This window comes from Actinomadura xylanilytica (genome assembly GCF_030283145.1).
Taxonomy (GTDB): domain Bacteria; phylum Actinomycetota; class Actinomycetes; order Streptosporangiales; family Streptosporangiaceae; genus Spirillospora; species Spirillospora xylanilytica.
In genome coordinates this window covers 533,630-554,243 of record NZ_JASNWE010000001.1, presented here as the reverse complement: position 1 = coordinate 554,243, position 20,614 = coordinate 533,630, and the positions used below count along the sequence as shown (strand labels likewise).

The 20,614-nt window shown below is 74.7% G+C and carries 16 protein-coding genes; 13 read left to right on the top strand and 3 right to left on the bottom strand.

Annotated elements, in window-relative coordinates; all coding sequences use genetic code 11:
* Nucleotides 1–80: 80 nt before the first annotated feature.
* Entirely contained in the window at nt 81–1,715 is a 1,635-nt protein-coding gene (locus tag QP090_RS02580; RefSeq protein WP_285936810.1) for an AMP-binding protein, read from the top strand.
* Nucleotides 1,712–3,256, top strand: coding sequence for an MFS transporter (locus QP090_RS02575; RefSeq protein ID WP_285936809.1), 1,545 nt, complete (start codon nt 1,712–1,714; stop codon nt 3,254–3,256). Before QP090_RS02580 ends, QP090_RS02575 begins: the two co-directional genes overlap by 4 nt.
* A gap of 450 nt (nt 3,257–3,706) precedes the next feature.
* Here QP090_RS02575 and QP090_RS02570 read toward each other — a convergent pair whose 3' ends face one another.
* The gene (locus tag QP090_RS02570) at nt 3,707–4,579 is read right to left on the bottom strand and encodes a family 3 encapsulin nanocompartment shell protein (RefSeq protein ID WP_285936808.1); all 873 of its coding nucleotides are present in this window, start codon (nt 4,577–4,579) and stop codon (nt 3,707–3,709) included.
* 390 nt (nt 4,580–4,969) lie between these two features.
* On the opposite strand from QP090_RS02570, the gene QP090_RS02565 reads away from it, so the two are divergent.
* From QP090_RS02565 to aroQ, 9 genes are all read left to right on the top strand, one after another.
* The gene (locus tag QP090_RS02565; RefSeq protein ID WP_285936807.1) at nt 4,970–7,924 is read left to right on the top strand and encodes a type 2 lanthipeptide synthetase LanM family protein; all 2,955 of its coding nucleotides are present in this window, start codon (nt 4,970–4,972) and stop codon (nt 7,922–7,924) included.
* Nucleotides 7,925–7,957: 33 nt separating this feature from the next.
* The gene (locus tag QP090_RS02560; RefSeq protein ID WP_285936806.1) at nt 7,958–9,232 is read left to right on the top strand and encodes a DegT/DnrJ/EryC1/StrS family aminotransferase; all 1,275 of its coding nucleotides are present in this window, start codon (nt 7,958–7,960) and stop codon (nt 9,230–9,232) included.
* Complete coding sequence (locus QP090_RS02555; protein ID WP_285936805.1) at nt 9,229–10,143, top strand: sulfotransferase; 915 nt, start codon at nt 9,229–9,231, stop codon at nt 10,141–10,143. Before QP090_RS02560 ends, QP090_RS02555 begins: the two co-directional genes overlap by 4 nt.
* A 17-nt stretch (nt 10,144–10,160) precedes the next feature.
* Nucleotides 10,161–10,781 carry a nitroreductase family protein gene (locus QP090_RS02550; protein ID WP_285936804.1) on the top strand — a complete coding sequence of 207 codons (621 nt, stop codon included), beginning with the start codon at nt 10,161–10,163 and terminating at the stop codon, nt 10,779–10,781.
* 101 nt (nt 10,782–10,882) lie between these two features.
* Nucleotides 10,883–13,222 carry a hypothetical protein gene (locus QP090_RS02545; protein ID WP_285936803.1) on the top strand — a complete coding sequence of 780 codons (2,340 nt, stop codon included), beginning with the start codon at nt 10,883–10,885 and terminating at the stop codon, nt 13,220–13,222.
* A gap of 70 nt (nt 13,223–13,292) precedes the next feature.
* Nucleotides 13,293–14,471, top strand: a complete 1,179-nt coding sequence (aroC, locus tag QP090_RS02540; RefSeq protein ID WP_285936802.1) for a chorismate synthase — start codon at nt 13,293–13,295, stop codon at nt 14,469–14,471.
* A 14-nt stretch (nt 14,472–14,485) separates the two neighbouring features.
* Nucleotides 14,486–14,989 carry a shikimate kinase gene (locus QP090_RS02535; RefSeq protein WP_285936801.1) on the top strand — a complete coding sequence of 168 codons (504 nt, stop codon included), beginning with the start codon at nt 14,486–14,488 and terminating at the stop codon, nt 14,987–14,989.
* On the top strand, nt 14,986–16,062 hold the full coding sequence (aroB, locus tag QP090_RS02530) for a 3-dehydroquinate synthase (protein WP_285936800.1): 1,077 nt from the start codon (nt 14,986–14,988) through the stop codon (nt 16,060–16,062). Before QP090_RS02535 ends, aroB begins: the two co-directional genes overlap by 4 nt.
* Complete coding sequence (gene aroQ, locus QP090_RS02525) at nt 16,059–16,514, top strand: type II 3-dehydroquinate dehydratase (protein WP_285936799.1); 456 nt, start codon at nt 16,059–16,061, stop codon at nt 16,512–16,514. Before aroB ends, aroQ begins: the two co-directional genes overlap by 4 nt.
* Before the next feature lie 30 nt (nt 16,515–16,544).
* Here aroQ and QP090_RS02520 read toward each other — a convergent pair whose 3' ends face one another.
* The gene (locus QP090_RS02520; RefSeq protein ID WP_285936798.1) at nt 16,545–17,120 is read right to left on the bottom strand and encodes a TetR/AcrR family transcriptional regulator; all 576 of its coding nucleotides are present in this window, start codon (nt 17,118–17,120) and stop codon (nt 16,545–16,547) included.
* A gap of 135 nt (nt 17,121–17,255) precedes the next feature.
* Here QP090_RS02520 and QP090_RS02515 point away from each other — a divergent pair, with 135 nt between their 5' ends.
* Both QP090_RS02515 and QP090_RS02510 read left to right on the top strand, forming a co-directional pair.
* Nucleotides 17,256–17,921 carry an enoyl-CoA hydratase-related protein gene (locus QP090_RS02515; protein ID WP_285936797.1) on the top strand — a complete coding sequence of 222 codons (666 nt, stop codon included), beginning with the start codon at nt 17,256–17,258 and terminating at the stop codon, nt 17,919–17,921.
* A gap of 65 nt (nt 17,922–17,986) precedes the next feature.
* Nucleotides 17,987–19,033, top strand: a complete 1,047-nt coding sequence (locus QP090_RS02510) for an LLM class F420-dependent oxidoreductase (RefSeq protein WP_285936796.1) — start codon at nt 17,987–17,989, stop codon at nt 19,031–19,033.
* 87 nt (nt 19,034–19,120) lie between these two features.
* On the opposite strand, the gene QP090_RS02505 is transcribed toward QP090_RS02510, so the two are convergent.
* Nucleotides 19,121–20,614 (bottom strand): flavin monoamine oxidase family protein, encoded by a 1,494-nt coding sequence (locus tag QP090_RS02505; protein ID WP_285936795.1) that lies wholly within the window; start codon nt 20,612–20,614, stop codon nt 19,121–19,123.

The following is a 20,614-nucleotide window of genomic DNA, read 5'->3' as shown; positions in this document are numbered from 1 at the left end:
GCCCGAGTTCGTCAACACTGGCCGTTGTCCCTGCGGCCCGTCCCTGGTCATGATCAAGAGATCGGGTACGGAAGGGGCTGATGGTGACAAACTTCCAGGATCGGGCGTTGTTCCGGGAGCGCGGCTGGTGGCGGGACGAGACGTTCCTCGACGATCTCGACCGGTGGGCGCGGGACACGCCGGACCGGACCGCGGTGGTGAGCCGGTTCTGGGAGACCGGTGACGGCCCGGACGTCACCCTCTCCTACGCCGGGCTGGCCGACGCCGCCCGCCGCTGCGCCTCCGGGCTGGTGGCGCTGGGGGTGGGCCCCGGCGACCGGGTGGCGATGCAGGTGGTCAACCAGTGGCAGGCGACCGTGCTCGCGCTCGGCTGCGCGAGCGCGGGCGCCGTGGTGGTGCCGTACTTCATCGCCACCGGCGCGGCCGACACCGAGTGGATCCTCCGCGAGAGCGGCGCCTGCGCGGTCGTGTCGCTCGGGACGGTGCGCGGCCTGGAGGTGGCCGCCGCCATCGCCGGCATGCGCGGGCGCCTGCCCGGCCTGCGCCACCAGATCGTCGTCGGGGACGAGGTCCCGGAGGGAGCGGTCGGGTTCGAGAGCCTGCTGTCGGCGCCCGCGGTGGATCTCGGCGACCGCCGGCCGGCCGGCGACGACGTCTTCCAGATCATGTACACCTCCGGGACGACCGGCAGGCCCAAGGGCGTCCGGCACTCGTTCAACACGCTGTACGCGATGTCGCGGTCCTACACCGATCCGCTCGGGCTCGGCCCGGACGACGTGCTCTCCACGCCGTGCATCATCGGCGGCCAGGGCGGCTGGCTGTACGGGCTCCTGTCGCCGCTGCTGGTCGGCGCGGCGTCGGTGTGGTCGGACGCGTACCGGCCCGCCGACTTCCTCGACCTCGCCGAGCGGTACGGGATCACCGCGGCGTACTTCACCCCGGCGGTCCTGGACCAGCTCGTCGAGGAGCAGCGCGAGCGCCCGCGGCGGCACGCGCTGCGGCACATGGTCACCGGGTCGACGCCGATCCCGCCCGGCCTGCCCGGCCGGTTCTACGCGACGTTCGGGCTCCCGGTCCGCTCGCTGTGGGGGATGACCGAGAACGGCGGCGTGACCATCAGCGGCGCCGACGACCCGGTGGACTGGGCGGCGCACAGCGACGGGCGCCCGGTCGAGTGGATGCAGATGCGGCTGGTCGGCGAGGACGGCGCCGAGGTCGCGGACGGGGAGCCCGGCCGGCTGGAGGTCCGCGGCGCCAACCTGTGCCTCGGGTACGAGGGGGCCGACGAGGTCTTCGCCGCGGCGCTGCACGACGGCTGGTTCGTCACCGGGGACCTGGCCCGGCGGGACGGCCGCGGCGGGCTCAAGATCATCGGCCGCACCAAGGACATGATCAACAAGGGCGGGCTGCACGTCCCGGCCGTCGCGGTGGAGGAGATCCTGCGCGCCGACCCCCGGGTCGCCGAGGTCGCCGTGGTGGGCGAGCCCGAGCCGCTGCTCGGCGAGACCGTGGTCGCCGTCGTCGTCCCGCACGGCGAGCCGCCCGCGCTGGAGGACCTCCAGCGGCTGGTGCGCGAGGCCCGGATGACGCCGGGGTACGAGCCGGACCGCCTGGAGGTCGTCGCGGAGCTGCCCAAGACGCCGACCGGGAAGGTCCGCAAGCGCGCGCTGGAGGAGGACCTGGCCGCCCGGAAGGCCGCCGCCGGACCGAGGTGAGCGCCGGCGCCGCACCGTCCGCCCCGGCCGGATCACCCGGCCGGGGCGGGCCCGGCGCCGCGCGGCGGCGGCGGGCCCTGGCGCTCGCCTCGGTGATCCTCGCCAACGGGATGGCGGTGATCGACTACAACATCGTGAGCGTGGCGATCCCGCGGCTGCTGCGCGCCTTCCCCGGCAGCACGCTGGCCGGGCTGTCCTGGACGATCACCGGGTACACCGTGGTGTTCGCCGCGGTGCTGCTGCCCGCGGGCGGCCTGGCCGACCGGCTCGGCGCCAGGCGGATCTTCCTCGGCGGGCTGGCGGTGTTCACCGCGGGCTCGCTCGCCTGCGCGCTGGCCCCGGGGCCGCTCGGGCTGGTGCTGGCCCGGATGCTCCAGGCCGTGGGCGGCGGCGCGGTGGTGGCGCAGGCGATCTCGGTCGGGCTGAGCGAGTTCCCCGGCCGGCCGAGCCACGTGTTCGGGCTGCTCGGCGCGGTCGGCGGGGTGGCCGGCGCGAGCGGGCCCGCACTCGGCTCGGCACTGCTGGCCCTCGGCGGCTGGCGCTGGATCTTCCTGATCAACCTGCCGCTCGGCGCGCTCGCGCTGGCGTGCGGCGCGCTCGGCATCCGGTCCGGCGCCCCCGCCCGCGGCGGAGCGGGCGGCGCGGGCCCGGGGGCCGGGACGGGGACCGGGGGCCGGGGGCTGCCCGACCTCATCGGGATCGTCCTGCTCGCGGGCGGTATCGCCGCGCTGGTCCTCGGCCTGGTGGAGGGCCCCGGCCGGGGCTGGACGGACGGCGGCGTCCTCGGCCCGCTCGGCGCGGGCCTGGCGCTCACCGCCTGGGGCGTGCGCAGGTCGCTGCGGCATCCGCGTCCGGCCGCCGACTTCACGCTGCTGAGGGCGGGCCCGACCGCGGCGGGAAACGCGGCGATGGCCCTGCTGAGCGTCACGCAGTTCGCGGTCGTGCTCTGCGTTGCGCTGTTCCTGACCGAGCGCTGGGGGTACTCGGCGCTGGCCGCCGGGGCGGCCCTCACCCCCGGGCCCCTGACGTCCGCCGTCGTCTCCTGGGGCAGCGGCCCGCTGGTCCGCCGGGTGGGCTCGAGGCGGATCATCGTCGCGGGCGGGCTGGTCGGCGCGGCGGGCTGGTGCTGGCCGCTGCTCGCCGGGCCGCTCACCGGCGCGGACGGGTACGCCGTCGTGCTGCTGCCCGCGCTGGTCGTCGGCACCGCCGGGATGGCGGCCGCGTCGGTGGCGATCGGGCCGCTCGCGATGGCCGAGGTCCCGCCGGACCGGTTCGGGAGCGGCAGCGCGCTCGTCATGCTGTCCCGGTCCGCCGGGGCGGCGGTCGGGATCGGCGCGCTGGCGGCGGTGCTGCACGACCCGGCGGAGGGCGCGTTCCGCGTCGCCTGGGCGGGCCTGGCCGCCTTCCTGGTGGCCACGGCCCTCGCGGGCGCGGCCTCTCCCATCCCGTCCGCACCCGGCGGACGCGCCGCCGGGGAGCCCGGCCATGACGCCGGCCGGGACGCCGCCGAGCGGGCCGGCGAAGCCGTGGACGAGGACTGAGCGGGCGCCCGAACGGTCGTCGCCCGCGGCTCCGGGGGAGCCGCGGGCGACGGGGCGCCGATCACGTCAATGCGGCGCTCGCATCGCCGATGTGCGACAGGTTCCCATCGGTGCGGAAATTGCGGAAGCCGCACCTGAACAGGAAGGGCGCATTTTCATTTCCCGGGCCCGTCCGGTCGCATCATTCGGCGATCAATGGTGACTCACCAAGGCATCGTGCGCATTTGTCCACCTCCACGGGGGTCGGATGATCCGCATTATGCGGGCGATGGTTTACCACGTGTTCGTGCGCATGCGTTCACCTCCGAACTCGTCGCAGGTGCCGATGGCCACGGCGGGTTTACCACGGAGGGGTGGTCATGGCTCACCTCCACGTTGTGACGGATCCGGAGTCCCGCCGGTCGGGACTCCGGGGCGGCGGGGGGCCTGAAGGCCCGGAGGGGATGCGGTTCAGAGGCCCAGCAGGACGAAGTGCTGGGGCAGGTGCACGGCCAGGCCGAGGCGCATCGAGGCGGTGATGGTGGCCTCCTCACCGGACCGTCTCAGCGTCACCGTGGAGACCTCGCCGTCGAGCAGGGTGATGCCCGCGCGAAAGTCGCCCAGCAGCACCCGGTCGCGCTCGATCATGCGGGTCCGGGTGATGCGCAGGCCCGCCGCGTCCAGCGAGGGGAGCGCGCCGGCGCCGACCAGCCGCCAGTAGAGCGCGGGGTGCATCACCAGCCCGTCGCATGAGCCGCCCGTCTCCTCCACCTCGGCGCACCCGGTCATCAGCGCGTCCAGGACGGTGCCGGCTCGCGCGTCGCCGTCGCCCTGGCCGGGCGCGGAGACGTGGCGCAGGCCGTCCAGGCGGAGCAGGCCGGGGATCGCGCCGTCGTCGCTGCCGTGCAGCAGCACCTCGTTCTCGACGGTGCACAGCCGGACGACGACGCGGTGCTCGACGAACCTGGCCAGCAGGGCCGGATCGGAGCACACCTCGGCCGGCACCGGGACGCGCACCGAGATCTCGGTCAGCTCGGCCTTGGCGACGGTGGGCCGGAAGGCGGCCTCGGGGGTGGTGCGGTAGCGGGTGCCGCTCTCGGCGCCGCCGGCCTCGTCCCGGCCCTCCCGCACGTAGCGCAGGGCCTCGTCGGCGACCGTCCCGCCCTTGGTCTGCTCGCGGACCGTGGGCCGCGGGCGGGTGGAGGCCAGGGGGAACAGGGTGGTCAGCGGGGTGCGCACCCGGATCGCGGCGTCGCCGCCGTTCGCGCGGGCGACCGCGACGGCGAGTTCCTCGCCCAGGCTCCGCGCCCGCAGTGCGGGGTCGTCGATGAGGTAGTCCAGCACGCAGAACTCCCATCAGCCAAGCTTGCGGCGTCCGTCCCGGATCTCGGGCCGGCCGATATTCACGTGATGCCGATCTTGCACCTCGCTGTTGGAGAGTAAGCAATGTGCGGCCCGAAGAAAAGGGTCCCCCCGGAATCTTGTCCGAAAAAATGGATCATGGTAGAACGGCCCTGCGATCGACTTCTTCCCGTTCGAGGTGGTGGACGTGCCGCATCTGGATAATGACGGCGACGAATGGGTGGACCCGGTGTTGGACGAGGTACTCGGAACGGGCTCCCGTCCCGCGGACCGTCCCGCGCCCCACTGCCCGCGTCGCGCCGCCCGCGCGGCCGGGACCGCCGCGGCCGGGACCGCCGGGACCGAGGCTCCGGGCGACCGCGGATGAGCCCGGTGACCACGGCGCCCGCGCGCCGCGACGCGGGCATCCCCTGGCAGCGCGCCGTCCGGGGGGCGGAGGCGCCCGGACCCGCCGAGCCGGAGTGGCACCGCCGCTTCCGCATCGCCTGGGAGTCGCCCGCCGACGGCGCCGGGCTCCCCGCCGACCTCGGCCTGCTGGAGGCGGCCCGCCCGCTGATCGCCGACGCGCGCCGCACGCTCCGCGAATGCCTGCTCACCGACCTCGGCCCGGACGGCCCGGACGGCCTGCCGGGCGTGCTCGTCCGGGAGCCCCCGCTCGGCTGGCTCACGATGGCGGTCCAGCCCGCGCTGGCCCGCGAGCTCGCCGCCGTCCGCGCGGGCGACCGGCCGGAGGGCGGCGCGACCCCGCAGGAGCGGTACGCGGCGTTCACCCGCGGCCTCCGCGACCCCGCGTCCGCGCTGGCGGTCTGGGCCGCCTACCCGGTGCTGGCCCGGCAGGTCGTCGAGATGCTCGACGACTGGGTGGCCGCGCGCCTGGCCTTCGCCCGCGACCTCACCGCCGACCTCGACGCCCTCGCCGCCGCCTTCGGCACGGCGGACCCGCAGGACGACCGGGCCGACCGGGACGGCCGGGCCGCGCACGACGACCGGGACGGCCGGACCCTCGGACCGCTGGTCGACGTGGCGTTCGGCGCGGCCGAGACCCACCGGGGCGGGCGCAGCGTCGCGCTCGTCCGGTTCGAGCGGGCGACCGTGGTCTACAAGCCGCGCAGCCTGGCCGTCGACCTGTGCTTCGACCGCCTGCTCGGCTGGTTCAACGCCGCCGCCCCCGCGCACGCGCTGCGCCGTCCCGTGCTGCTGGACCGGGGCGACCGCGGCTGGAGCGAGTACATCACCGCCGAGCCGTGCCCCGAGGCCGGGCTGCCCGGCTACTTCTGGCGGATCGGCGCGCTGCTCGCGCTCACCCACGCCGTGCACGGCTACGACCTGCACGCCGACAACGTGATCGCGGCCGGGGCCGACCCGGTGGTGATCGACCTCGAGGCGCTCTTCCACACCGAGCGGACCCGGCCGATGCTGGAGCGGGCGCGGCTCGGCGACCCCGCGGCCGGGCGGCTGGACGGGTCGGTGCTCCGCACCGGGCTGCTCCCCGGACCGCTGGTGATGCCCGACGTCGGCACCGAGCGCCCGTTCGGCGTGGACATCAGCCCGCTCGGCACCGCCGCCGTCCGCCGATCGCTCATCCCGACGCCGATCGTCGAGGACCCGGGCACCGACCGGATGCGGGTCGGCCTCGGGTACCGGACGGTCCCGCCGCCCGCCGGGCGGCTCCGCCTGCCGGACGGGAGCACCGCCGATCCGCGCCGGCACCGCGACGACCTCGTCGCCGGGTACACCTTCGCCTACCGGCGCCTCGCCGCGACGGGACCCGGCCTGCTCGCGCGGGGCGGGCCGCTGGACGGCTGCGCGGACGTGCAGGTCCGGCTGATCCAGCTTTCGACGTTCCTCTACGTCAGGCTCCTGCTGGAGAGCTGGCGGCCGGACGCGCTCCGCGACGCCGCCGCCCGCGAACGCGGCCTGGACCGGCTGGCGGCGGGCTGGCCGGGCGTGCCGCACCGCGACGCGCTGGTGGCGGCCGAGAAGGCGGCGCTGTGGCGCGGCGAGGTCCCGGTCTTCGAGATCCGCCCGGGGCACCACGACGTGTGGCTCGAGGACGGCACCCGCCTGCCCGGCGTCCTCACGGTCTCGCCGCTGGAGGAGATCGCCGCACGCCTCGCGGAGATGGGGCCGGACGACCTGGCGGCCCAGACGGACGTCATCGACGCGAGCCTCTCCGTCCTGGAGGACGCCCCGCACCCCACCCCGCGGCCCGCTCCGGCCCCCGGCCCCCGCCCGACCACGGGCGGCGGGACGGCGCTGGACGAGGCGGTCCGGATCGCCCGGCGGCTGGACGAGACCGCCGTTCGCGCCGGTGACCGGATCGGATGGGTCACGGTCGAGGTCGTCGACGCCGGGTCCCGCCGGCTCGCGCCCGCAGGGCTCGACCTCTACGGCGGGCTGCCCGGGATCGGGCTGTTCCTCTCATACCTGGCCGCCGCCGTCCCCGACGCCTGGGCCCGGGACCTGGCGGTGCGCGTCGCCGAGGAGGTCGTGCACCGCTGCCGCGAGGCGGCCTGGTTGCCCGCGTCCCGGCGGCCCGGACTGGAGGGCGGGCCCGGCGCCGTCTACCACCTGGCCCATGCCGCCGCCGTCCACGGCCGGCCCGGCCTCGCCGAGTTCGCCCGCGACGCGCTGCTGACCCCGCCGCCGCCCGCCGCCGCACCGGACGTCCTCGAAGGCGCTGCCGGAACCCTGCTCTCCGCGCTCGCCCTGCACGCCGCGCTTCCCAGCGCGCGCGCCCTGGACGTGGCGCGGACCGCCGCCGAGCGACTGCTGGAGGCCGACCTCACCGAGCCGGGCTTCGGCTACGGCGCGTCCGGCGCGGCGGTCGCCCTGGCCCGCCTGCACGCGCTCGCTCCGGATGCCCGATATGCGTCCCGCGCGCGGGCACTGGTCGCCGCCGAGGAGAGTCCGGGCACCGACACGGGCTGGTGCCAGGGCGCGACCGGGTCCGCTCTCGCACGCCTGGAGCTGCGCGACGGCCCGGTCTACGAGTCCATCCCCGTACGGCAACGTCTGGAGCGGTCACTGGAAGAACTCGCCGTGCTCGTACGGAACGACCCGCCGCCGCTGGACGACTCGCTCTGCCACGGCACGTCCGGCCACCTCGAACTGCTCACCGCCTTGGACGGCTCCCTGGCGGACGCCCCCCTGGTGAGCACCCCCGCATCCAGCCGCCCGGCGGGTCCCTGGCGTACCGCTCTGCCGGCGCCCGCGCCCGGACTACTGGCCGGCCTCGCCGGCGTGGGGTACGGGCTGCTGCGATCGGCCCGGCCGGACGTCGTGCCGTCCGTCCTCGTGCTGGCGCCCCCGCGCGGACGCCCCTGACCCCCCGCTCCTGTTCCCCGCAGAGGAGACGCCATGACCGTTGACGTCCAGCCCGGAGTGCAGCCCGGCCTGCTCGCCATCGACGGCGCCGAGCCGGTCCGCACCGACCCTTGGCCCACCTACGACAAAGGCGACGTCTTCATCGACGACGAGGACCTGGACGCCGCCCTCGCGACGATCCGGTCCCGCCTGTACTTCCGCTACGACCACCGCCCGTACGCCGAGACGCAGACGGGCCGGCTCGAACGCGACCTGTGCGCGTTCTTCTCCTCCCCGCACGCCCTGACCTGCGCCAGCGGCACCACCGCCATCGCGCTCGGGCTGCTCGCGCTCGACCTGCCGCCCGGGTCGCTGGTCGCCTGCCCGGCGTTCACGTTCGCGGCCACGCCGAGCGCCGTGCTGCTCGCCGGGCACCGCCCGCTGTTCGTCGAGTGCGACGAGGACCTGCACCTGGACGTCGACGACCTGCGGCGCCGCCTCACCCCGGAGGTGCGGGCGATCGTCGTGGTGCACATGCGCGGGTTCGCCTCCGACATGGACGCGGTCTGCGCGGTCGCCCGCGAGCACGGCGTGCCGGTGGTCGAGGACGCGGTGCCCGCGCTCGGCGCGAGCCTGCGCGGACGCCCGCTCGGCACGTTCGGCGCCGTCGGCGCGTTCAGCACCCAGTCCGACAAGTCGCTCAACACCGGCGAGGGCGGCTTCCTGGTGACCGGCGACGCGGACGTTCACGCCCGCGCGGTCGTCTACTCCGGCGCCTATGAAGGCCGGATGGCGCGGCACTACGACGGCCGGCCGCCGCCCGTCGACGACCTGGCCATGCCGATCTTCGGGCTGCGGATGGACGAGATCCGCGCCGCGCTGGCCCGCTCGATGCTGCGCCGGCTGCCCGAGCGGCTGGCCGCCCACCACCGCAACTACGACGACGTGGCCGAGCGGCTCGCCGGTGTCCCGGGCATCGCGCTGCGCCGTCCCGTGGACGACCATGCCTACCTGGGCGAGGCGCTGGTGTTCCGGATCCCCGGCGCGGACGCCCGCGCGTCCGCCTGGACGGCCGCCGCGCTCCGCGCCGAGGGCATCGACGCGCGCGCGCTCGGCGATCCCGGCGACACCAACGTCCGCGCCTTCTGGAACTGGCGCTTCCTGTTCCCCGACGCCGACCGGGCCCGCGCGGAGTTCCCCGTCACCGCCGCGCGGCTCGACGAGTCGGTCGACATCCCGCTGTCGGCGAACCTGACCGAACGCGACCGCGACCAGCTCGTCCGCGCCGTCGGCAAGGTGATGGGGGCCCGGTCCGGACGGCCGCGGTGATCCGCGTCCTGTACGTCACCGGCTGGTGCCGCAGCGGGACCACGCTGCTCGGCAACCTGCTGGGCGAGGTGGACGGCGCGCTGCACACCGGCGAGCTGCGCTACCTGTGGACCAACGGCGTCCTCGGCCGCGGCACCAACACCCAGTGCGGATGCGGCCGGGACGTCGACGCGTGCCCGCTGTGGACCGGGGTGCTCGACCGGCTCGCCGGCGACGAGCCCGCCCCGCACGCCGAACGCGCCGTCCGGCGGCAGCAGGCCGCGCTGCGCACCCGGCACACGGGCCGCAGGCTGGCCGAGGCCCGCGGGGCCGCCGCCCCGCACCCGGCCGTCGGCGACCTGGTCCGGCTGTACGGCGCGATCGCCGAGGAGTCGGGCGCCCGGCTCATCATCGACACCGGGAAGTTCCCCGCCGAGGCCGCGGCGCTGTGCGGGGCGCCCGGCATCGACGCCCGGATCCTGCACGTGGTCCGCGATCCGCGGGCCACCGCCGAGTCGTGGCGGCGCGCCAAGCGGTACATCCCGCCGATGGGCCCGGTGCGCAGCACCGGCTACTGGGTCGGGTTCAACCTGGCGTCCGAGCGGGTCGGCCGCGCGTTCCCGTCCCGCTACCAGCGGCTCCGCTACGAGGACTTCGCCGCGCGGCCCCGGGACGAGCTGCGCCGGGTGATGGAGCGGGCCGGGCTGGACGGCGACCCGCCCGTCGGCGCCGACGGCGTCGCCGACCTCGGCGTCAACCACACCGTCACCGGCAACCCCGACCGGCTGCACCGCGGCCCCGTCCGCGTCCGCGCCGACGACGCGTGGGTCCGCACCCAGCCGCGCCGCGACCGCGCGCTCGCCACCGTGATCGCCGCCCCGCTCCTGGCCCGCTACGGCTACCCGCTCACCCCGGCCCCCCACGGGCCGTGACCGACAGGAAGGACCCGATGGACTTCAGCGAGGTACTGCGGCGGCGCCGGATGGTGCGCCGCTACAGCGCGGACCCGGTCGACCCCGAGACCGTCGCGGCGATCGCCCGGCTCGTCCGGCGGGCGCCGAGCGCGGGCTTCAGCCAGGGCCACCGCCTCCTCGTGGTCACCGGGCCCGCGACCCGCGAGCGGATCGCCGAGATCGCCGAGGAGGACTGGTACGTGCAGCGGGGCCTGCCCCGCTGGCTCTCGGTCGCGCCCGTCCTCATGGTGCTCGGCGTCAGCGAGGACGCCTACCACGAGCGCTACACCAAGCCCGACAAGCTGGTGGACGGCGAGGAGATGCTCTGGCCCGCGCCGTACTGGTGGGTTGACGCCGGCGCGCTGCTGACCCTGATCCAGCTCGCCGCGATCGACGCCGGCCTGGTCACCGGCTTCTCCACCGTCCGCCGGTCCGAGGAGCTGAAGAAGCTGGTCGGCCTCCCGGACGAGGTGGCGGTGGTCGGCCTGATCACCCTCGGCCACCCCGAGCCCGGCGCGGAGGACGGCACCGATGCCGCCCGCCTGCGCACCCTCCGCAAACCCTTCGGCGACCTCGTCCGCTACGAGTCGTGGGACGAGCCGCAGTCCGGAGGGTGATCCCGCCCGGGACCCGGGGCCGTGATCGGAACGGACGAACTTTCACCTGGCTGGGCGTGTCATAGCCGGATGACCGTCCGATCTCCTCCCACGGAGCGTCCATGCCCCTCCCGCCGAAGGCCCGCCGCCTCACTGCGGCCGTCGCCGGAGCAGCCGCGCTGCTCCTGGTGATCACGCTCGTCGTCGCCAGGTTCTCCGCGGACGAGCCGAGCGGTCTCGCGGAGGGCGCTCTGGCCGCGCTGCCCGTGCGGTCCGACCCAGTCTCGCCGGCCCGAGGGCCGATGACGGGCGGCTGCGGGGTGTCCAAGGCCACCGTCGACGCCCTGGTGCCCGGCGGACAAGACCGGCTCGAAAAGTGCTCCTGGTACTCCTCACGCCGGGGCGAGTGGCGGCTTAGAGTCGCGGCCGGAACCGACGGCGTCGCGATGAGCGGCATCCTGGCCACCACCACCGCCGACCCGGCCTTCGCGATGAGCCCCCGGCCGCCGAAGGTCCTCGCGGGCCTCGGAGACGACCAGGCGCTCGCCCGGTACTCCGTCCGCAGGCACGATGGAGTGGCCGAGGTCGTCTTCCAGGCCGGCGGCACCCCGGTGACCATCCTGTACGGGGGTCAGCGCGAGATCGCCGGGAAGCGCATCCCCCAGCCGATGTCCGAGCGGGACGCGATGAAGGGCGCGCTCACGGCCGCGTCGGAAGTGGCCACCGGGCTCAAGCTGCCCGCACGGCCCGTTCCGGCGAGCGCGCCGCCGCCGGGTCCTCCGGCGATCACGCGGGTGCCGCGTCCCTGCGACCTCGTTCCGGGGAGGACGCTCGACAAGGTGGCCAGGGGGGCGTTCCGTTCCCGTGGCAACGGAACGCTCCTGGACGGAGTGTCCGGAGCGAGGACCGACTCGTGCGAATGGCAGGTGCTCGACGTATCGGGGCAGAGCCGGACCCTCATGGTCACCGTTGGCACCGTCCCGGACCGGGAACCGGGTGACGGCGCCCGTGCGGCGTCCCGCTGGTTCCTGCAATGGCACCGGCTGACGCGAGAGGGGCACCAATCGGCGGCCCTGGACAAGCCGAAGGAGTTCCATGCGCTGACCGGCCCGGGGGAGCAGGCGTTCGGCGTACTCGGCGGATCGCTCAACGACGCCGACGACCTACCTGGGAGGGTGGTCTTCCGGGATCGGAACGTGGTGGTCGAGGTCGTCTACTCGGGAACCAAGAACGGAGAACCGGCCATGTCCGGCGACCGGGCCGTCCGGGCCGCCTACACCGTGGCCGCCGAGGCGGCGAAGGCGCTGCGGGCCGTCCCGGCGGAGCGGGCCCCGCTGCCCGCGGCGCCCGACCCCGTCCCGGCCCGTCCGCTCATCACCTCGCTCCCCTCGAACTGCGGTATCGCCTCCGCCACGGTCGACGCGGTCGTCGGGCACGCCGACATGAACGAGAACGGCGACCAGGGGACGTGCGCATGGACCACGCGGCTGGGGGAGCGCAACCGCCGCACCCTCAACGTCTCGCTCCATCTGGAACTGGAGGAGACCTCACCGGCCTCACCGCCCGGAAGCGGGACCACGGCCTCCGGCACCTTGAACGATGAGGAGATCCGGATCGCCGACCGGGTCACCCGGAGCGGGCCCTGGGTCAAGAACACCCCCGCGGCGCGGGCGGTCGACCGGCTTCCCGCCGCCTCCGAGGAGACCCGCCAGCGGCCGGTCACGGGCCTGGCCGACGAGGCCGTGGCGCTGGTCACCGGCCTCGACACGAAGATCGTTTTTAGGTTCGGGAACGCCGTCGGCAGCGTCGAGTACCAGGACGACGGACTGGACCTCGAGCGGGTGGGGGACATGAAGCCCGTGCTGCGGGCGGCGTCCGACGCCGCGCGGGCCCTCGGAGCCCATGTGCGGTCCCCGAAGGTCGCCGCGCCCCCGGCGCCGGGCGCCGCCCCTGCCAAGACGAAGCTCCCCGGGGGATGCGCCCTGATCCCCACGGGGATGGTGGAACAGATCGTCAAGGGCAAGGCCGAGACAGACTCCGATGTGAGCGTGACCAGGGATATAGGTCCGCTGGGGTCGCTCGACAAGCCGGAGGCGTCCGGATGCGTGTGGAAGTCCGAGCACCGGGCGCTGAGCGTCGTCGCGACGCCCTTCCCGGGGCGGTCGTCGCACGAGGCTGTACAGGCCGCGACCCGGGCCTACCTGAAGCTGCACCTCAACTCGCGGGCGGAGGAGCCGATCAGCGGAGGCGGTGAGAAGTACTTCCGCGCCGTGACGGGTCTGGGTGAGCAGGCGTTCGCCGCTTACGTGGAGGACGGGACGCCGGGGCGTGTGGTGTTCCGTGTCCGTAACGTGCTGGTGGAAGTGGCGTTCGCTCCGAAGGATCCGTCCGAGCGCATGCCGGGCGCCGAGCGTGTCGCCCTCGCCCAGCGGGCCGCCGCTGAGGTGATCAAGCCACTGTGACGGCGGTCGCCCGGTTCTCACAAGGTGGACACGTGCCCGGCGGGTGCACGGAGTCAATAGGATCGTCCCCATGCTGCGCTGGTTGACCGCGGGGGAGTCCCATGGCCAGGCCCTCACCGCGATTGTGGAGGGCCTGCCGGCCGGCGTGCGCGTGACCTCGGGCGACATCGCCGAGGAACTGCGCCGCCGCCGGCTCGGGCATGGGCGGGGCGCCCGGATGAAGTTCGAGCAGGACCAGGTGACGATCCTCGGCGGGGTCCGGCACGGGGTGACCCAGGGCGGGCCGGTCGCGATCCAGATCGGCAACACCGAGTGGCCCAAATGGGAGACGGTGATGTCGGCCGACCCGGTCGACGCCGAGACGCTGGCCGCGCAGGCGCGCAACGCGCCGCTGTCGCAGCCGCGCCCCGGCCACGCCGACCTGGTCGGCATGCAGAAGTACGGCTTCGACGACGCCCGCCCGGTGCTGGAGCGGGCCAGCGCCCGCGAGACCGCCGCCCGGGTCGCGCTCGGCACCGCCGCCAAGGCGTTCCTGAAGCAGGCGCTCGACGTCGACGTGCTCTCCCACGTGATCGCGCTCGGCGAGATCGAGGCGCCCGAGGGGCTGCTGCCCGGCCCCGGCGACCTCGCCGCCGTCGACGACAGCCCGGTGCGGTGCTTCGACGCCGCGGCGTCCGCGGCGATGGTCGCGCACGTCGACGAGCTGAAGCGGGCCGGCGACACCATCGGCGGCGTCGTGGAGGTCCTCGCCTACGGGCTCCCGCCCGGCCTCGGCAGCCACGTGCACTGGGACCGGCGGCTCGACGCCCGGCTCGCCGGGATCCTGATGGGCATCCAGGCGATCAAGGGGGTGGAGCTCGGCGACGGCTTCACCACCGCGCGCCGCCCCGGCTCCCGCGCGCACGACGAGATCGACGCCACCCCGGACGGCGTCCGCCGCCGCACCAACCGGGCCGGCGGCGTCGAGGGCGGCATGACCACCGGCGAGGCGCTCCGGGTCCGCGCCGCGATGAAGCCGATCTCGACCGTGCCGCGCCGCCTCGACACCATCGACGTGAAGACCGGCGAGCCCGCCAAGGCGATCAACCAGCGCAGCGACGTCACCGCGGTGCCCGCCGCCGGCGTGGTCGCCGAGGCGATGGTGGCGCTGGTGCTGGCCGACGCCGCGCTGGAGAAGTTCGGCGGCGACTCGGTCGAGGAGACCGCGCGCAACGCGCGGGGCTACCTGTCCTCCCTGACGATCAAGTAGAGAGCCGGCCAGAGATGACGCAACCCAGGGCCGTCCTCATCGGGGCGCCAGGTTCGGGCAAGAGCACCGTCGGCGCCGCGCTGGCCGAGCGGCTCGGCGTCGTGCTGCGCGACACCGACGCCGACACCGAGGCCGCGGCGGGCAAGCCGATCGGCGAGATCTTCATCGACGACGGCGAGGAGCGCTTCCGCGAGCTGGAGCACGCCGCCGTGCGGGCCGCGCTCGCCGAGCACGACGGCGTCCTGGCCCTCGGCGGCGGCGCGGTGCTGTCGGCCGAGACGCAGGAGCTGCTGGCCGGCCACACCGTGGTCTACCTCAAGGTCGGGCTGGCCGAGGCGGTCAAGCGCGTCGGGCTGGCGTCGGCGCGGCCCCTGCTGGTGCTCAACCCCCGCAGCCGGCTGCGCGCCCTGCTGGAGGAGCGGCTCCCCGTCTACGAGCGGCTCGGCACCGTCCACGTCGACACCGACGGCCGCACCCCCGACGAGATCGCCGACGAGATCGTCAAGGAGCTCCCGTGACTGAGACGCGCGTCCACGTCGGGGGCGCCGACCCCTATGACGTCGTCGTCGGCAGCGGTGTGCTGGGCGAGCTGCCCGGCCTGCTCGGCGGCCGGACCCGCACGGTCGCGGTCGTGCACGCCGAGGGGCTCCCCGAGATCGCCCGCCCGGTGTGCGGGGTCCTGGAGAAGGCCGGGTACGCGGTGCACGCGCTGCCCGTCCCGGACGGCGAGGCGGCCAAGGAGAGCGGAGTCCTGGCCGGGCTCTGGTCCCGGTTCGCCGAGCTCGGCATGACCCGCACCGACGCGGTCGTCGGGGTCGGCGGCGGCGCCACCACCGACCTGGCCGGCTTCGCCGCGGCGTCCTGGCTGCGCGGCGTCCCGGTGGTGCCGGTCCCGACCACGCTGCTCGGCATGGTCGACGCGGCCGTCGGCGGCAAGACCGGCATCAACCTGCCCGAGGGCAAGAACCTCGTCGGCGCCTTCCACCCCCCGTCCGGCGTGCTCTGCGACCTGGCCACGCTGGTCACGCTGCCGCGCGAGGACTACGTCAGCGGCCTCGCCGAGGTGATCAAGGCGGGCTTCATCGCCGACCGCAGGATCCTGGAGCTGGTCGAGGCCGACCCGGCGGGCGCCGCCCGCCCCGACGGCCCGCACACCCGCGAGCTGATCGAGCGGGCCGTCCGGGTCAAGGCGAACGTGGTGGCGGACGACCTCAGGGAGAGCGGCCTCCGCGAGATCCTCAACTACGGCCACACCCTCGCGCACGCGATCGAGAAGGCCGAGGACTACCGGTTCCGGCACGGCCACGCCGTGGCCATCGGCATGGTCTACGCGGCCGAGCTGGCCCGCCTCTCCGGGCGCCTCGGCCAGGACGTCGTCGACCGGCACCGCGCGATCCTCACCTCCGTCGGCCTGCCCGTCGCCTACGCGGCCGACGCCTGGTCGGAGCTGCGCGCCACGATGACCATCGACAAGAAGTCGCGCGGCGCGACGCTGCGGTTCGTGGTCCTGGACGGCCTGGCCGAGCCGGGCCGCCTGGAGGGCCCGGCCGAGACGCTGCTCGCCGCCGCCTACCGGGAGATCAGCCGATGAAGAGCGTGCTGGTGCTGAACGGCCCCAACCTGAGCCGGCTCGGCACCCGCGAGCCGGACGTGTACGGCGCGGCCACGCTGGACGACCTGGCCGCGCTGTGCCGCGACACCGGCCGCCGCCTCGACCTGCACGTCGAGGTGCGGCAGACCGACGACGAGGCCGAGATGCTCCGCTGGGTGCACGAGGCCGCCGACGAGCGGCTCCCGGTGGTGCTCAACCCCGCCGCGTTCACGCACTACTCGTACGCGCTGCGCGACGCGCTCGCCCAGCGCACCGCGCCGCTGATCGAGGTGCACATCAGCAACCCGGCGGCGCGCGAGGAGTTCCGCCACACCTCCGTCGTCGCGGGCGTCGCCACGGGCACGATCGCCGGGTTCGGGATGCTCTCGTACGTGCTGGCGCTCCAGGCCGTCGCCGCCCTCCTCGCCGAGGAGACCCCTCCCACCGCGTGACCGCGCGTCCCGGCGGGCGGGGGCGCGGGCTCAGTCGTCCCGGACGGCCGCGCGGGTCATCTCCTTCAGCTCGGTGACCACGTCGTCGAGCGGGCGGACGTCGCGGTGCGCGCGGCACAGGATGGTCGCGCCCTCCACCGCCGCCACGATCAGCCGGGCCAGCCGGGCGGCGCGGTCGTCCGGGACGCCGGCGTTGCCGAGCCCGGTGGCCAGGGTGTCCTGCCAGCGGTCGAACACCGCCGCCGCGGCGGCGGCGAGCTGCGGCGCCTCCTCGTGGGACTCCACGGTGACCGCGACCACCGGGCAGCCGGCCCGGAACTCGCTCTTGATCAGCACCTGCCGCCACCAGCCGACGAAGGCGTCCACGGCGGACGCCGCGTCGCCGCCCTCGGTGGCCGCCAGGATGCCCGCGTTGAGGAAGTCGCCGGCGTAGCGGACCGCCTCCTCGGCGAGCTGCACCTTGCCGCCCGGGAAGTGGTGGTAGATCGACCCGCGCGGCGCGCCGCTGTGCGCGATGACGTCGCGGAACCCCGTCCCGCTGTAACCGCGCTCGCGGAAGAGGTAGGCGGCGCTGCGCACCATGCGTTCCCGGCTGTCCGTGCCCATGACCATTGATTATGACATTCATCATAAGCACTTCGCCTTGACCATGACGGACGTCATAGCAAAGCGTGGCCGGGACGGACGCTCGTCTACTACCGACCAGTAAGGTCGGGTCAGGCACAGACGAAGGAGACCTGCGTGATCGACCTCCAGCGCGACGGCGACGTGTTCGTCCTGCGGCTCGACGCCGGCGAGAACCGGTTCAGTCCCGACCTCCTGGACGCCGTGGACGGCGCCCTCGACGAGGTCGAGAAGCAGCAGGGGCCGCGGGCGCTGGTCACCACCGGGACCGGCAGGTTCTACTCCAACGGGCTGGACCTGGAGTGGCTCGGCGCCAACGGCGACCACCTCGAGGAGTACCTGCGCAGGGTCAACGGCCTGTACGCCCGGCTGCTGTCGCTGCCGCTCCCGACGGTCGCCGCGGTGAACGGGCACGCCTTCGCCGGCGGCGGCATGCTCGTCCTCGCCCACGACCTCGCCGTCATGCGCACCGGCCGGGGCTACTTCTGCCTGCCCGAGGTCGATCTCGGGATGACCTTCACGCCCGGCATGAACGCGCTGATCCGGGCCCGCCTCGCCCCCGCCGCCGCGCACGAGGCGATGGTCACCGGCCGCCGGTACGCGGCCGAGGAGGCGCAGGCCGCCGGGATCGTGGCGCGGACCGCCGCCGAGGAGGCGGTGCTGCCCGCCGCGATCGAGCTGGCCGCCGGGCTGGCGCCGAAGAACGGCCAGGTGGTGGCCAGGATCCGCGCCGATCTGTACCGGCCGGCGCTGGCCGCGCTGCGCGGACCGGCCCTGGCCTGACGGCACCGCCGCGACTACGTTACGTTCAACTGGAATCTAATTCGGTTTTATGGAAGGGATGCCGGATGCGCATCGGGATGGCCCTGAGCTACTCGGGCGGTTTCAAGGAGACCGTCGAGGAACTGGGCGACTACGAGAAGGCCGGCCTCGACATCGTGTACGTCGCGGAGGCGTACAGCTTCGACGCGGTGAGCCAGATGGGCTACATCGCCGCCAAGACCGAGCGGCTGGAGATCGCCTCCGGCATCCTGAACATCTACTCGCGCACGCCCACCGCGCTCGCGCAGACGGCGGCCGGCCTGGACTACGTCTCCGAGGGCCGGTTCACCCTCGGCATCGGCGCGTCCGGCCCGCAGGTGATCGAGGGCTTCCACGGCGTGCCCTACCACGCCCCGCTCGGCCGCACCCGCGAGATCATCGAGATCTGCCGCCAGGTGTGGCGGCGCGAGCGGCTCCAGCACCAGGGCAAGTACTACTCCATGCCGCTCCCGGAGGGGCAGGGCACCGGGCTGGGCAAGCCGCTCAAGATCATCAACCATCCGGTGCGGGCCGACATCCCCGTCCTGGTCGCCGCGATCGGCCCGAAGAACGTCGAGCTGACCGCCGAGATCGCCAACGGCTGGGAGCCGATCTTCTACCTGCCCGAGAAGGCCGCCGACGTGTGGGGCGCCTCGCTGGCCGCGGGCAGGGCCAAGCGCGACCCGGCGCTCGGCGAGCTGGACGTGGTCGGCCAGGCGGCCCTGGCCATCGGCGAGGACGTGCAGGGCTACCTGGAGTTCGGCCGCCCGATGGCCGCCCTCTACATCGGCGGCATGGGTGCCAAGGGCCGCAACTTCTACAACGACCTCTGCCGCCGCTACGGGTGGGAGAAGGAGGCCGAGGAGATCCAGGACCTCTACCTGGCCGGCAAGAAGGACGAGGCCGCCGCCAAGGTGCCCTACGAGCTGCTGGAGAAGATGTCGCTGATCGGCTCCGAGGGGCACGTCCGCGACCGGCTCGCCGCGATGAAGGAGTCCGGCGTCTCCACGCTCAACATCACCCCGATCGCCGGCGACCACAAGGGCCGGCTGGCCCTGATCGAGAAGATCAAGGACATGGCCGCCGACGCCTAGCGCGTCCCGCCCGCGAGCGGTGCGCCGCCCCTCCGGCCGCGCTGGAAGGACGGCGCGCCGCGGGGGCGCGTGGCGCGCTGCGCGCCGTCAGAGCGCGGCGTGGACCTCCTTGGCGACCCGCTCGCCCGAACGGACCGCGCCGTCCATGTAGCCCGTCCAGAAGCCGGACGTCTCGGTGCCCGCCCAGTGCACCGGCCCGCAGGGCGCCCGCAGCGCCGTGCCGTAGTCGCTGAGCACGCCGGGCGGCGCGAACCCGACCGGACCGCCGCCGCTCCACACCTCGTTGTCCCAGCGCTGGAACGCCGTCCGCACCGGGGTCCTGGCCTTGTCGCCGAACAGCTTCCCGAACGCCTCCAGCCCCGCCGCCCGCACCTCGTCCGGCGGCGCGGCGTCGAGCCGGCGCATGTTGGACTGGTTGATGAAGCCCATCAGGATGCCGCGCGAGGCGTCCGGCGGGGTGTTGTCGAACGTCGCGTCGATCGCCCCGCTGTCGGCGATCGCCTGCCCGGTGAGCCCGTCCGCCCGCCAGAACGGGGTGTCGTACACGGCCACGAACTTGGCGATCGAGCCCATCGGGTAGCGCTGCATGAGCTGCGCCCGGCTCGCGGGCAGCACCGGGGAGAAGGCGATCTTCCCGGCGATGGCGGGGGACATCGCCACCACCGCCCGCTTGGCCGACACCGTGATCCCGTCGGCGGTGACGGTGACGCCGCCGTCCGCGATCGCGACGCTCCGCACCGGCGCGTTGTAGTGCACCCTGGCGCCGAGTTCGGCCGCCAGCCGGATCGGGATCTCCTGCGAGCCCCCGACGAACCGGGTCTCCTGGGCGCCGCCCCTGGTGTTGATGAGGCGGTCGACGTTCCCCGGGTTGCCCTCGTTGCCCGCCGAGGCGACGTAGTTGAGCACGTACAGCAGCGACACGTCCCGCGACCGCACCGACAGGGTGGAGCTGGCGAACGCGTCCATCAGGAACCGCGCCCCGCTGCTCAGCGAGTGGGACCGCGACCACGAGTAGAACGTCTGGCCGTCCCACTCCTCGGCCTTGGGCGCCTTCCACGGCTCGCCCACCGGGATGCTCTTGGCCATGTCGCCGAGCGACAGCAGCGCCAGCTCCAGGTCGATCACGCCCCAGTCGGGCGGCACCGCCCCGAGGACGCCGTCCGTCGCGTACAGGGTCCGCTTCCCGTCGCGGTAGTAGACGTTCTTGCCCGTGTTGTAGGTGGGGAACGTGGCGACGCCCATGTCCTTCGCCAGGGCCGCGATGCGGTCCTGGGTGGGGCCGATGAACTCGGCGCCGCCCTCGTTGGTGGTGCCGTCGCCGAGCGGCATCCCGTACACCCGCCCGCCGGGACGCTCCCGCGCCTCCAGGACGATCACCGATCGGCCGGCCGCGACCAGGTCGCGGGCGGCGGCCAGCCCGGAGAGCCCGGCGCCCACGACCACCACATCGGCGGACGCGGTGGCGCCCCGGGCGGAGGGGGCGGAGGACGAGGCGGAGGCGGGCACGGCGGACGTCGCGGCGCCCGCGGCGGCGGTGAGCGCGCCGGTTCCGAGCAGTCTGCGGCGGCTGAGTCCGGTCAA